Annotated in this window: 12 protein-coding genes, 2 tRNA genes and 1 pseudogene; 2 read left to right on the top strand and 13 right to left on the bottom strand. The window is 52.0% G+C overall.

What is annotated here, in order from left to right; genetic code table 11:
* The 13 genes and pseudogenes from AC27E8_RS07585 to AC27E8_RS07645 all read right to left on the bottom strand — a co-directional run.
* Positions 1-766: DUF6011 domain-containing protein (locus tag AC27E8_RS07585; RefSeq protein WP_487111420.1), on the bottom strand; the 766-nt coding region annotated here is incomplete at its 3' end.
* Between the two features lie 1041 nt (positions 767-1807).
* Positions 1808-2068 (bottom strand): hypothetical protein, encoded by a 261-nt coding sequence (locus tag AC27E8_RS07590; protein WP_487097600.1) that lies wholly within the window; start codon positions 2066-2068, stop codon positions 1808-1810.
* A gap of 349 nt (positions 2069-2417) precedes the next feature.
* A complete protein-coding gene (locus tag AC27E8_RS07595; RefSeq protein WP_487097599.1) occupies positions 2418-2702 on the bottom strand; it encodes a contact-dependent growth inhibition system immunity protein in 285 nt (94 codons plus the stop codon).
* Positions 2703-3052: 350 nt separating this feature from the next.
* Positions 3053-3478 (bottom strand): Imm63 family immunity protein, encoded by a 426-nt coding sequence (locus AC27E8_RS07600; protein ID WP_487097597.1) that lies wholly within the window; start codon positions 3476-3478, stop codon positions 3053-3055.
* A gap of 28 nt (positions 3479-3506) precedes the next feature.
* Positions 3507-3836: a TNT domain-containing protein gene (locus AC27E8_RS07605; RefSeq protein WP_487097595.1), complete on the bottom strand. Its 330-nt coding sequence runs from the start codon at positions 3834-3836 to the stop codon at positions 3507-3509.
* A 1906-nt stretch (positions 3837-5742) separates the two neighbouring features.
* Entirely contained in the window at positions 5743-6570 is an 828-nt protein-coding gene (locus AC27E8_RS07610) for an RpnC/YadD family protein (protein WP_487111422.1), read from the bottom strand.
* 210 nt (positions 6571-6780) lie between these two features.
* A pseudogene (locus AC27E8_RS07615) lies at positions 6781-7005 on the bottom strand (transposase); the annotation flags it as partial.
* A 540-nt stretch (positions 7006-7545) separates the two neighbouring features.
* Positions 7546-9060 (bottom strand): DHA2 family efflux MFS transporter permease subunit, encoded by a 1515-nt coding sequence (locus AC27E8_RS07620; protein WP_487098877.1) that lies wholly within the window; start codon positions 9058-9060, stop codon positions 7546-7548.
* A 59-nt stretch (positions 9061-9119) separates the two neighbouring features.
* Positions 9120-9740, bottom strand: a complete 621-nt coding sequence (locus AC27E8_RS07625; protein ID WP_487098876.1) for a TetR/AcrR family transcriptional regulator — start codon at positions 9738-9740, stop codon at positions 9120-9122.
* Between the two features lie 105 nt (positions 9741-9845).
* Positions 9846-10793 (bottom strand): ornithine cyclodeaminase family protein, encoded by a 948-nt coding sequence (locus AC27E8_RS07630; protein ID WP_487098875.1) that lies wholly within the window; start codon positions 10791-10793, stop codon positions 9846-9848.
* 1118 nt (positions 10794-11911) lie between these two features.
* Positions 11912-12058, bottom strand: a complete 147-nt coding sequence (locus AC27E8_RS07635) for a hypothetical protein (RefSeq protein ID WP_487098874.1) — start codon at positions 12056-12058, stop codon at positions 11912-11914.
* 573 nt (positions 12059-12631) lie between these two features.
* Positions 12632-12707 (bottom strand) — tRNA-Val (locus tag AC27E8_RS07640).
* 2 nt (positions 12708-12709) lie between these two features.
* A tRNA-Thr gene (locus AC27E8_RS07645) sits at positions 12710-12785 on the bottom strand.
* 354 nt (positions 12786-13139) lie between these two features.
* On the opposite strand from AC27E8_RS07645, the gene AC27E8_RS07650 reads away from it, so the two are divergent.
* Together AC27E8_RS07650 and AC27E8_RS07655 are read left to right on the top strand one after the other, a co-directional pair.
* Positions 13140-13409 (top strand): helix-turn-helix transcriptional regulator, encoded by a 270-nt coding sequence (locus AC27E8_RS07650; protein ID WP_487098873.1) that lies wholly within the window; start codon positions 13140-13142, stop codon positions 13407-13409.
* Positions 13384-13704: a hypothetical protein gene (locus tag AC27E8_RS07655; protein ID WP_487098872.1), complete on the top strand. Its 321-nt coding sequence runs from the start codon at positions 13384-13386 to the stop codon at positions 13702-13704. The genes AC27E8_RS07650 and AC27E8_RS07655 overlap by 26 nt, the downstream gene beginning before the upstream one ends.
* The last annotated feature ends 347 nt before the right edge of the window (positions 13705-14051 follow it).

Below are 14051 nucleotides of genomic sequence, written 5' to 3' on the forward strand. Positions count from 1 at the left end.
CGCGCATGACGTGACGCCCGAACTCCTGCCACTTCTTGTAGCCCATGACGCACGACGCGTTCGGGCGTTGGGCGTAAATCAGCATGACATTGTGAAAGCTGTATCGCGGCACGCGCGCCGCAAACTCCAGGTAGCGCTTGAATTGCTCGCTGTCCTGGAACGTGTCCAACAACGCGTTGAGCCGCTCGAACGCCTCCTGCACCTTCGGGTTTCTGCTATGCGTCACAAACGCGCGCTGCTCCGTCGCCTCGCCCTGAGCGTCGTCCGGATTGTCCGTCGTCGCAGGCCCACCGAGTGGGACTTCGTCCTCCGTCTCAACGGCTTGAGGCGGTGATCCCGTCTCCGCCCACCGGGCCGCGCTGGACTCATTCAGCCCCAGCGCCCGCGCGCGTTGATAGAGCTCGCGATTTGGACCGTCATAGTCCTCGTTTCCGTACTCCGCCGCAAGGTGACTGGGCACCCGAACCACGGCCTTACGCAGTTCCTCCGCCGAATACGACGCCAAGGGCCGGGCTTTCGGCGCGATCGTCTCAAGCGCCCCATGCATGCTCATGAGGGGCGCCTGGTCATCGGGAATGTCCGGCGACACTAGCGGGCGCTTCAGGAAGCGCTGGACGCGCTCGTCCGACATGACGCTCCAGCCTTTGGGCACACGCCCCGTCCAACCGACCTGACGCAGCAACCACTTGGCGCACACCGGGCCGGCACCACGGCGGATACTGGACGGCGAACGAAGCGGACGGCCACAGCGCACAGACCTGGACATAAAAATCCCCTCCTAGTCAGATTAGGCTCTCACTTAGGAGGGGGATGAAGGGCGTGTGCAGAATATCACAGACCTTTCCTATAAAACACCAGAAATCGAACACCAAGAATACAAATTGCTACGACACTACACATCCCTGATACCATGAATATCCAAGTCATTGCCCACAACACTTCGTCTGACCTCATTACAACTACCGTCCTATACAAAGACTAGCACTTCTTCAAAATGATATCACAAAGACTCACATGCGTTTTATACAGAAGATTACGAATCTCACCCCGGCGATACAAACAATCACAATACAAATGCCAAGAGATGCGCAAGTCAACCCTAACACGTACCATCGCGCATGTTGATAAACCCAAGGAATCGAATCAAGTAGCCAAAACATTAGAGCAGTAATAATAATGGTCCATCCCGCTTTATACATAACATCAAGTTGTTCTGCAGCTTTCTTCATATTACCTATTCCTCCCCTCCGTAGAGGATAAAGACAACGTATTTGCAGTAGAGACTATTGCTCCCCAATATCTCCATAAATTTTTGACACAGTCTTCCACTGATATTCCTCTTGGCTGAAGTGCTCAGCAATGCGTTGAACAGACAAGGTAAAGCTGTTGAGCAGCTTTAGACCTCATATTGAGGCACCTTCTTTAACTACCGTTAATCCTTAAAAGACTTGCATAAAGCTCACATGCGTTTTATACAGAAAACAACAAATCTCACTCCGGCAATACACACAATCACAAAATACACGGCATAAAGTAGACAAGTAAAAACCAACACATACCAACGAAAATGTAGGTAAACAAAAGGAATCGAATCGAGAATGACAAATAACCCTGCAGTTGCGATAATTGCTATTCCAGTTTTATATAGAGTGTCAAGTTGTTCAGCTGCTTTCTTCATCAAGATCTATCCTTTCCTTCTTTGGTTGAAGATGAAGGCATCGAATTTGCAGCCGAAATAATTGCTCCCCCAAGGTCTCCGTAGACTTTCGATACCGTCTTCCACTGATATGCTTCTTTACTAAAGTACTCAGCACTGTGTTGGACAACATGCGATATATCTTTCAACCCATTCATAATCTCTTTCCCCCTCTTTCAACACTCCAACATCAGGAACGAGTGCAGCCATATCTCCAATAACAGTAGCCAGCGTCTGCTTACCTTCGGTTGCCAAAATACCGTCGGCGGTTAACGCCACGAACCCTGCCGCCAATGAGACAACTGCAATTTCGGGCATCCATGCAGTAAGTACGGCAGCAGTCGCTGCTCCTGCCGAAATCCACCCAGCCACCTTCGCGACATCCTCAAGCCAATTGTCCTCGTTGTCCTCGCTCGATGCGCGTTGCGGGTGATTCGCCGTTGTCTTTTCATTCGCCGACCTTGTCGACTCAAACGATTTCGCATGGGCTTGCGCCTGCGAATACGCCGCCTGAGCCCGGCTGACCACGTACGACTCGATCGTGACACGTCACGAGAATCGCCCGTGGCTTTGACGTTTCGTTCGTCACCTGTGCTTGTGATCTATCTTAGGATACTGCGAATACCACCGATACACCTCATCCGAACTGGGCACGTTTAAATAACAAACAAGTTTGATAAAAGACCTCACTGCGATAAATGAAATTTAATTTTAACCATTTTTATTCCGAATTAATATACTCACCCATCTTATTCAATATCCCCCTCAACCATTCGATTGGATCTTCGAACACTACGCCATCGGCCCAATAATCGATAAACGATCTTTTATAATCAAGATCACCAGGTTCATCCAAGAAACTCTGAATGATTTCAATAAGCTCACGTATCTCCGCGGGTGAGTGTTCCGTAAACACTTCTTGTAATCCGCTCTCTGTCGATGCGACATCTTGATGCCAATAACCCCCCAGGAAATTTCTTAACCTCTCTTCGAATTCAGCTTTCAAAATAACACTCCTCGCTTAATGTATGAAAAAAATCCCTCCCAGCGAGAATGCGTGTTCTCACTCAAGAGGGGGATGAAGGGCAAGCAATCATATGCGTCTTCTATAGAAAATAACAAATCTAACACAAGAAACAACTATAATGACAGAACAAGAAGTGAAGGAAACAATAGACAACAATAATATATACAGTCGTGCGTGCTGATAAATCCAAGGAATTGAGTAAAGCCCCCAAAACAATAGAGCTGTCATTATAATTGTCAATCCTGCCTTATACATTACATCCAGTTGCACTGCCGCCTTCTTCATAACTATAACTCCCCCCAATACTCTCTATTTGACGGCATCCAGAGTCAATCTCGATATGGCTCTCGCTTTAAGACCTCGTCAATTGCAATTTCAGCACGCTTCACATAGTTAGGACCCAAAGCCATAAATAGTTCCAGTTCCTTAGCAAAAAGGAGCCGCCTGAAATCTTGACCTGGTATCTGATTTTTTCTTGCATACTTGAGAGCCATTTGAAATATATAGTCCGAAAAAATCCAATATGAAGCATCAAATAAATCATTTGATATGTTATGTGTTCGAATTTTCCCCTTTTCTGAATATGCGTAGTGATAGCCCAAGTCATCAGTGAAAGCGAAAGCGCCTTCCGAATTATCTGGACGGCAGGGGCCAAAATAGACATTCAGTTCTTTAAATATCCCGTCTTTAGAGGCTGGAGTTCTAAGTTTGTCGTATTGACGACGAATATATTTTTCGAACTCCTCCGTAGACATTATTTCCACCATTATGTACCACCTGAAATCACTTAATGGCCTTCAAATAACTCTTCATGATTTGCAGGTGTATCGGTTCTGGAAGTTTGTACTGTATACCACCAATTGGCTCATCACCCCACGGTGACACCTCTGACTCAATCGTGTTTGGGATTGGCTTCATAACTTGATACTCCTCATAAACCGTTTTGTCACTCGTCGGAGGAAGAGATAGTTTTTCGGGTGGAGTGCCTGCTCGAGTTACATAAATACTACTATCTGTTGTTCCCCCATACCGCCCAACAATTGTTCCGACCGGTAACTCTACCAGTTTGCGATTGATACAGAAGTTGGATGTAAACTCGTAGGCCGCCCTCATTTCCGCCGATGTTGTCTTGACAAAGCATTTCTCTATCTTCTTTCGCCGCTTTTGACTGATGTTTTTCGCAGTTTAAAAGTGCAGAAAAACGCAATGCGCCAATTCCCAGTAATATAATTACATGTTCGAGAAGATGTGAACACTTGACGCGGAGCCTCTGCGGGCATGATTCCGCGTCATTTGGGGGCGGGGACGCTTCGCCAACTGAACTCAGCAAGCTATCATGCCCCCCAGTCCACGTCAAATGCACTCCATTCTAGAAAAAGGAACATGACGTTTTTCTGCACTTTTAAATGACGCTATACAGACGGTGAACAAAGCGGACGGTCACAACGTACGAACCCAGACATAACAATCCCCTCCTGTGAGAATGTGAGATCTCACTCAACAGGAAGAGAATAAATATCCTATTCGGAATATTTATTTTATATACCTTTTCTATAATAAACTAAGAATCTCACAAGAACAACAAACATCAGTACAATGCACAATGTAATCGACACCATGGATATCCACTATATGGTAAAAATAAGATGTACATGAATCCAAGGTATTAAACTCAACAGAATGAAAGAAAATACGGTAACTAAAAGCCCTATGCCACACCGATAAATGTTGTACATTTGCTGGGATGCTTTCGATCTCATGATTGAAAGGCAGCCTCCTTATCTTTGTTTTTTGGACTTGTTATCCGTAGCACTACCATCAGCACTCAAACTACTACTGGCCGAAACAATTGCACCACCCAAGTCACGATATGGTCCGCTAGCGACTTCCCATGCCTTGTCATTAGATATATTCTGAAAACTCTTTTGAGGCATATTGAATAGGATGTAGTAAATTTTGCAAACGCAATTTATCAAAAAGGTCTGCTCCCTCTTTAGTTAAGCTTATTCCGGGAAGCAAAGAAACTCCATCCAGCACAACCGTTGTCGGACTTCCTTCTTTATGAATGAACAAATAACTATCAGCAGCAAACGCATACGAATTCGATCGTGACACGTCACCAGAATCGCCCGTGACTTGACGTTTCGTTCGTCACCTGTGCTTGTGATCTTAGGATACTGCGAATACAACCGATACGCCTCATCCGAAATCGTGATGTGCGCCGCCGCCAATGACACCGAAGGCTCAGTCGAGGTCTTCGTGTCTCGATCGGGTGTTTTCGTCGTCACGCGGTTCGCTTCCGCCGTCCGGGATGCTGATTCGTGCTGTATGGCTCGACGAATAGCGATCCTCGGCTACAGCATAAGGTCTCATGCGGATTCCCCTTAATCCAGAAATGGATGTGTCACCCTGACGCGATCGATTTTTACCAAATGTTCTTATAACGTCAAGCAGGAAATCCATTTATGGATGGAGAATCTCTAGTGTCGGCTGTTCATTTTTTGTTGTCGTCGTTCTACCTTGTAGCGACTTCCTAAAACCAGGGCCGGCTTCTCCCTCTCTCGGCCCCGATCACGCAAGCTGTACCTATCCCTGACATCAGTGTATCCCGCTTAGGCATATGCGCAACCCAAGTACTCCATCAATTCGGGATCTTCTGCAGAACCGCGAGCGTCCATCGAATCCCATACCTCGTCATCGACGCGTTCTTGTCCGGATGGAACACTCAACATGGTTCATCTGACGCTCGCGCGGTTCGCGAACCTCCAGCGACAGATCCGTGTTCACGTCCATCGCCCTCCGTGACGAAAACGAAAACTTCTTCGTCTATGGGGCGTTTGCAGGACAAAAAATCACCGCGCCCCTGCCACCTTCGGCAAGCTGCGCGGCTACTCTCCACATTCTTGTTCGGCACCACTTGCGTCTGCGGCTTTCTGAACCACGTCCCTCGCGCAATCGTCGGGTCCAGTCCACCTTCGCGAATGCGCTTCGCGCCACCATTGCGGGCCTTGCCCATGGATCATGCCTCCCCTCGAACCCGCCTCAGCACCTCCTCAGCCTCCTGCTCCGAAAGCCCCGTCAACTCGACGACATCCGCGACCGAAGCGCCCTTGCGAAACATCCGCTCGGCGATTTCACGAGCCTTGCGCTTCTCCGCCCGTTCCTCTGCCTCTTCTACAATCTCTTTCAGCAACTCCGTCATCCCCAATACCCTCCTCAGCACCGCTTTTTGCTCATCCGTCAACACCTGTGCGCTGAACCCGAACACCAGCGCCGCCAGGTAGTTCTGCTCCTCGCGATCCGGCACGCGTTGCAACGTGTCCACAATGGCGTCAAACGCTTCGTCCCGTGTCCGCCGGTCAAATCGCATGTGAAACGCAAACGCCAACCGAACCCGGTCTTCCGGCGTCCATTCGCCCGTCTCTAGGTGTCGCCGCACCGTCTCCAGCGCCGCTTCGCCGTCCATCTGACCCAGATACACGTTCTCCACCGTGTATCGGAAACTCCCGGCGTCGAGCTCCGACGGCGCGCTCTGCACGTCGCCCGTGTACAACACCACCGTCCGGATCGCCCGACGATGGCGTTCCGCGAGCGCCACGTCGTATGCCGCAAACCGATATAGCGTAGGTTCCTTCGTCGACTGGAACTCCAAGTGAAGCAAACGCCCATCCGCAAGCTCCAGCATGATGTCCGTCATCGTCTGGCGCAGCCTCACCTCGGGGATCTCCGTCGCCAAGGCGCGCACGACCGGCGCGTTCCGCACGCCAATCACCGACAGCACTTCCCCGGGAAGCGCCAACGTCAAGTGCTTCGCGACAAGATCGTTCGCATTCCTCGGTATGTCCATCATGACCTCCGTTTGCCTTCAGTATACTGCCGTGGTGCGTGAGCGGCCAACTGTACTTTCACCACCGAACACGCGCTTTTTGGAGATACGCCTGGATTTTCTGCGCCTGCCATTCCCTCTTCGGCAAATCCACGATCACCACGCGCTCGTCATTGAGACAAAACGCCGCTAGTCCGATCTCGTTTGCCGTCCCGAGGTCGATGTGCACGCGGTGGGGGAGAAGCTACCTTGGCGGAGCTTGGGGATCTTCAGCTCCACGGTTCCAAGGCGCGTATCCCACGTGCGCGAGCGCGAACCGTTTCGTTGCGTGACGCGACTCTCTGCGCGTTCATAACGCTCCGCGCCGATTTTCTCCGTCGCCTCCGCATCGACCATGAATTGGGCGATCAGTTGCATGAGTTCACGTAACACGTCGATGTGATCCTCATCTTGCATTTTGCGGATCCATTCCAAAACTGCGAAACTATTGAGCGAAGCCATCGTGCGTGCCTCCTACTTTTGGTGTTGGGTCACACTTTGAGTAGACACGCACGGTGGCTTTCTCGTCAATTGGGACTGACGGATTTTACACCACTACAACTCTAAAGATCACAGCGCTCCTTCGAAACGGGGAACGCATCCCACAAGAGACGTCGAAATCTGGTACAACCGACAACGGATCCACGGCGTGGTTGGCTATTGGACCCCCGATGACGTCGAGCGCCAATACTCCGAGGCGCAGTTGAAAGATGATGGTTCAGATTTCCAAGTGGGTGCTTGACGTGGAGAGCGGGTATGATAGCCAGATCGGTCTTCCAAACGCGAGTGTGGCTCGGCTGCGACCAAACGCGACATCATGCCCGTCAGGCTCCATGTCAAGTCCAGCCCAGGCAGCGCATTAACAGGAAATCATGTACATTCTTTGATGTGTCCATTGTATTAAATACCAACTTGACCACAATCCACGCTATCTCAAGGATGCTATCAAACTCGAGGTCAAGACGCCTCGTCGTTTGTAGTCCAACGATCTTTGATCAACAGTGCCATCACGACACCCAAGGCGCTCATTCCAGCAACCAAGCTTATCACATCATGAAAACCTGAAGCCATCGCTTGCGCCAATTCATTGTGCATGGGTTCCGGGAACCTTTTCATTATTGAATTTTCTGTATTGTTTTGGAAAGAAGCAGGCAGCCCAAGATGCCTCACGACCTGTAACACGCGTACCTGTTCCCGGATTTGAAAGAAGCTCACAATCCATGCAATTCCGAGTGTTCCGCTCAAGCGCTCGACCACGTTGAACAAGGTATTTCCATCGGGCACCTTATCTTCCGGGAACGTTTTGATAAATCCGTTAAGAAGCGGTTGAATCACGAGTCCTATTGCGAATCCGCGACCTATGAGCACAAATGCGACAAACCACGCAGGAGATGCTTCCGTCACAGTTAGGAGTCCGAATGTACTGACGGTCAGGATGATCATACCGAGTACAACGGTGCGGCGTACGCCCCATCGGGACGACCAGTGATTACCCAACACTGTCCCGATCCCGGTGATGAGTCCTTGGGGCAGCAGAACCAACCCCGCCACTACAGACGATCTGCCCTGAATCACCTGCATGAGCTCCGGTACTAGCACCATCACTGCAAATGTGACAATCGAAACGAGTGCGGTCAATGCCAAGGTCAGTATTTGTTGCGGGCGGCGTACAAGGATGACATCAACAATCGGTTCCTGGCAGCGAATCGCCCAAGTCACGTAGGCGGCCAACAACATGGCCCCAGCGGCCCAATAGGGCCAGGCAGAAAGGGAAAACCATCCGAACTGAGGTCCACGCGTTGAGCCGAGAGTGACGAGCGCCAAGCCGGATGCCAAGAGGACAAATCCAAATGCATCGAAGCGTGTCGATCTGGTCTTCTCCTGTGCGACTGCTCGTGGAATGAAACGGCTACCGATACTTGCTAACATCCCGACAGGGAGATTGATCAGAAAGATCGACGACCAGCCAGCCCAGCGGACCAGCAGTCCCCCTAGCGCGGGGCCCAAGGCCGGAGCGAGAAACAGAATCATCCCGGCTGCAGCGGTCACTTGCTGCTCGGCCCTTCCCCGGCCGAAGAGCATGTTCATGGCCAAAGGCACGAGGGGAGCGCCGAACGCCCCCTGGACCATACGGGCAGCGATGAGAATCTCAACGCTAGGTGCAGCCGCGCAGAGTACAGAGGCGGCCGTAAACCCCATCAAGCTAATGAGGTACATTCGCTTCGTGCCAAACCGCTTCGCCAAGTAGGCCGTTCCAGCAAGGGCCACCCCTAAAGCCAGGAGATAAGCGCTCGCGACCCATTGAACGGTCACTAGCGAACAACGCATTGTATGGGCGATATCCGGAAGAGCCACGTTCACGATGCTGCTGTCGATCATGGTCATAAAGGGCCCTGCCAACAGCCCAATCTGCGCCATGACGCCAAGGCGTTCGATTTGGTCTCTGCCGTTTCCGCCATTCAGTGTCGTCATCTTCTTGTGCCCCCTGTTTTTGACCAACTATACAGTCAATAAAAAAAAGAAACGCCCATCTACGCACCGAATCCATTCGAAACGGATGGGCTCGTTACTAGCCGCATCACGCTCTCCGCTTCGAGAGGACATGGCCACGCAGTGGACATCGCCGCCGAAATGGCTAGTCCTTGCATGCATGAGCCGAGAAGGAACGCTAGGCATGCTGGATCGCCTTCAACGAATTCCCCTTCTCTCTGTCCCGTGGTAATCAACTCGGCCAAAACGGCTCGCGTTTCATCAGCTAACCTAGAGACCTCCTCACGTATCTCCTGCGGAACAGCGTCACTCACGAACGCCTGCAAGACCACCATGAAAACGTGCGGCTCCTCTTTCAAACCTGATATTTCCTGTGAGATTAACCATTGCATCCGTTCACAAGCGCTTCCCGGTTCGTTCAAGGCTCGCTCGAACAGGCTGCGGGTCCCACGTGCCGCACCTTCAATCAGCGTGTGAAAAATGGCTTCCTTGTTGTCGAAGTAGTGATAAATCAAACCCTTGCTGACGTTCGCCGCAGCAGCGATGTCGTCAATCCGCGTCCCGACATAGCCATTCCGGGCAAACACTTGCGCTGCTGCGCGCAGGATCTGTTCCTTTCGCTCGTCACGAATTTGCTGGTTGACCTTGTCAGTCCGCGGCACACCATCCACCTCCCTTTGACTGAACGGCTGGTCGATCATAGCATGAGACTGTCCACACGGTCAATGTCCAGCGTGCGCGAACTCAGCATCATGCTGGTATCAAGTTCACCCCTTCGGCTCGTTGCATTCGGTCGCTTCGCTCTCGGCTCTGCGCAGGACTTCCCGTGCAAGCAACATCTCAGTTCCAGCAAGACCCACAGAGAAAAACACGCTGATTCCTCGACGGTCTGGTTCCACACGAGGCTGCGTGGACTGGAGTTCCGCCAGTTCGATGACCGGCGTCGTCGTGATCGTGGAGATGTGAGGTTCAGGATAACCTGTCATCTGCGCAATGGAATCCGTTACTAATAAAGTCGCAGCTTGAACCGTCTCACGGGGGATTTCGTGCGCTCCCACCCATTTCGGTCCTATCGTATGGATGTGTACATCCGAGCGGAGCATGGTCGGATCGAAAACCGGTGTCCTGCTGTTGGTCGCGCAGATGACGACGTGGGCGCCTCGCACGCAACGTTCGACTTCGTCCGCAACCACAATGTCGCGTCTCAACTGCTGTGACATACGGCGTGCAAATGCCTTCCGCTTTTCAGCATCACGGCTGTACACTCGAATCTCCTCAAAGGGCCGGACTTGCACCGCAGCCTCGAGTTGCGTTTCCGCCTGCCTCCCCGTCCCAATCACAGCAAGCACACGAACGTCTGGCCGCGTCATATGTTTCAGGGCGACTCCGCCAATGGCCCCCGTACGCATCTGGCCGAGCGTATCCCCCAAGACGATGCCTTCCAATACGCCATCGCTTCCATATATCGCCACGAACTGCTGCCCCTCCGGGGTGTTGACGCCCAATGCAGGATACACTCGGAACCCCATGCATCCGTCGTCCCCACCCACAGTGCCAGCAGTGAATACGAGTCGCGCGCGGTCGTTTTCTACGTGAAACCGCGGTGGAGCGTGGAGTTCGCCTCGGGCGTGCATCGCGAAGGCTCTCTCCATCACGGAGATCGCCGTGACCATGTCGATCAGGCTTCGCACCTCAGCGTCCTGGATAATGCGCATTCCAGCTCGCCCTCCATTCCCGTCACAACGAACTGCGTTCATCCAGAGTATAAACCCGCCGTGGATTGTCTTTGTCTAGCGAAAAGTTGACCACATTGCTAATTGAAAAGTTGACCACCCTGGCGTGGTGGGTCTGGTGCCTGGCGCGCGAGTGGCACGCAATGCTTGCCGAGCGCCATGCGCGAGCCTGCGTGAATTCATCGCGCTCGGACGACAGATTACGACGGCAGATCGCGAGATAGACCTCTTTCAGACCACAGCCGATGCGACTGTCCGTTTGCTCAGGCGCGAAGGCGGCGCCGTGATCGCGTCGACCGGAGAAGGGCTGCCGCTGGTGTATCTCAGACGAGATCGCCGCGATTCTACCTATAGCCCGAGGAAGTGACACGGCAGATTCGCGCGAGTCTCCGTGTCGCCGCCCGACCGCGTGCAGCCGTGCCTCGCCATTCGGAACGGATGGTTGTAACGCTGTACCGAGACGGGCACTTGTTTTCCCGTCGATGCGAAGGCCCATGAACCCATGTCCGACTCCGTCGGCCCTGTAGATAACTCGCCCGGTGCCGACAAGCCCGCGCATTGGAGGTTCCAATTCTTGCTGGCTCCATCATCCGCGGCGCTCGCGGGATCGCCCTCTGCACTGCGTCGGCACATATCCCTCTTCATGATTCCATGTTTGTGTTTGTGTGTAAGGTTTTCAATGATTGCTTCGCACTCTCTGCCCACCGCACAGCAGGCCCCATTGAGAAGCCAGCCGCCAAGAAAACTGCACCGAGAGTGATCCAACCAATGGGTCCTCCATAGACGACCAAGCTGGTCAGAAGAAGCGGTCCGACCAATTCGGCTACGGTTAACCCACTTCCGAAAAAGCTTTGGTATTCGCCCTGCTTACCATCCGGTGCAAGACCGAAACTGATGGTCCATGTCCCTGAGAACTGCACCATCTCTCCTAATACCTGCAAGATTGTAGCGAGCACAAGAAGAGCTGACGCCCACAAGGAGGGCATGCCTGCCGAGGAGGCGAAGGCGAGGCAAGAAAAGAGTAAGATGATTCCGGCCAGACAGACGAATCGGGTTGCACTGCCCGTATCGGTGACTCTACGTGAAATACGAACTTGAAATCACGCGGCAGTTACGGTGTTCAGCAGAAACAGAAGTGCGACGAGCCACTGTGGCGCAGCGGTCCGGCGAGCGATCCACAGCGGCGACGCCGCATCAATGAGTGGAATATGTAACATCAGGAAATTGTTGATTGCTGAGATCAGCATGTACGGTCTGTCCCGGAGCACTGTAAATCGTCGTTGATGCGAATGGCTGATTTCAGTGCGTGCAGTCGGTGGCCTGCCTCATCGATGCATCTTCAATTCGCGGGAGGATTCTATCGCCCCACCTTGAACCACCCTCGGCGGCATGGATGGGGTGATTGCTGCAGTTCCAAGTCATCTACATGATGATAACCAACACTGTACCTAACACCAGCGTCAGGATCACACCCCAGAGCGGAATGATTTTGAACCTCTTTAGCTTATCGTCATGATCACGAATAACACGAGCATTATGAATAGTAGTAATCAATGGGAAATATACATCCTAACATGGCGGTCTTCCGTGGCGTACGATGACGAACCTTTCGCCGGCCGACTGATTCCATCACGAGCGAGGAATGGCGCAGTCTCATGAGAGATGCAGCAGGACACGAAAATTCGTCTCTTGTCTCTAAAGATGTTGAGCATTTCTACGCTCGATGAGCACCCGATCAAGTCCTACCGTACGATTCATTTCACAACGTGTATCAAAAGCAAAAATCCCTTGCAGTACAAGGGATTTCGCGACTAGCAGTATGGTGGGCGTTGACGGACTCGAACCGCCGACCCCCTGCTTGTAAGGCAGATGCTCTCCCAACTGAGCTAAACGCCCTCTGGAGCTCCCAACCAGGCTTGAACTGGTGACCTCATCCTTACCATGGATGCGCTCTACCAACTGAGCTATGGGAGCACGAGGAATGAAGGGGAAAAATGGCAGGGGCGGCAGGATTCGAACCCACGACATGCGGTTTTGGAGACCGCCGTTCTACAATCGAACCCTTAAACCCGCACCACTACGCCTTTCCTGTCCTATTGGCGCTTAGCTCGAACAGCGGTGTCGTTACTTTTTTAACATGTTTCCCCCCTTCAAGTCAACCTGTTTCCGAAAACGCTGCGAAGCCCTATCCGAATAGCATTCGCGACATATGTTCTAATCACATGAAATTTCGTTTTTTCATACAAAACTTTCATGACATAAGGGTATTGACACACAACAAAAAAGTGTTGACAATGCTCCATTACGCTGTTATGGTTCGAATTGGAGGTGGCAATATTGACTAGGATTGAACTATTACGCAGGTTAGCGCATCTCAGCCAAAAGGAGGTGGCCCAGCGTATAGGTGTAAATCGAGTAACGCTATGCGAGGTCGAAAACCTGACAAGACGACCTACACCCCGTCTTCGGGAAGCACTGTCTACTCTTTTGGGCTATTCGCCAGAAATGCTATTTGACCTGGACGGATGGCCCTTGTTGGTTGATGCAAACGACTGGGGGTGGCTCTCACACAATGAAAAAGCCCATCAAGCTGGGTGAGCGGCTTGTGGGCGTCGTGGAAGACGGTGTGTATATTACCCGTCGAAAGCGGGATACGCATTACTATAAGAAGTACGGAGGATATGGCATCGACATCCTTATCCTCCAGAAACTACGGGACATGGATGTAAGCCATATCCGACTAGAGGAAATCGACACTAACACGACGTACCGCACTACGTTGGATGTCATGTGGGCTCATGGCATCCTCGTAGACCATGGATTCGGTGAACAACTCATCCTCCCGACTAAGTATTGGGAGGTCATACCGCAGGGGCAAATAACCCTGCTCTGAACACATCACATCATGGAACCTTGAAAATCTAACAAGCAAGAGGACGCACGGCGCTGGGACCGTCTCTCTGATACACATCCCAGCATGGTACAAAGCGTCCTCCCATCCAAAATGGGAGGTTGCGCGATGAAATCCTATGAGCATCATAACACACCTATTGACACAGAGCAACTACTTAAATGGCTGGACAATAACCTGCGCGTCGTAGGTCGCAGAAGCGGACGCTGGATTTCCGCTCACTGCCCGCTTCACGACGATAACAGGCCCTCCCTTAGTGTCAACGTCATGACGGGTCGTTGGCGCTGTCACGCGGGTTGTGGGGCGGGAGACATTCGGGAGCTAGCGCG

It is taken from the genome of Alicyclobacillus sp. CIJ1 (genome assembly GCF_057538885.1).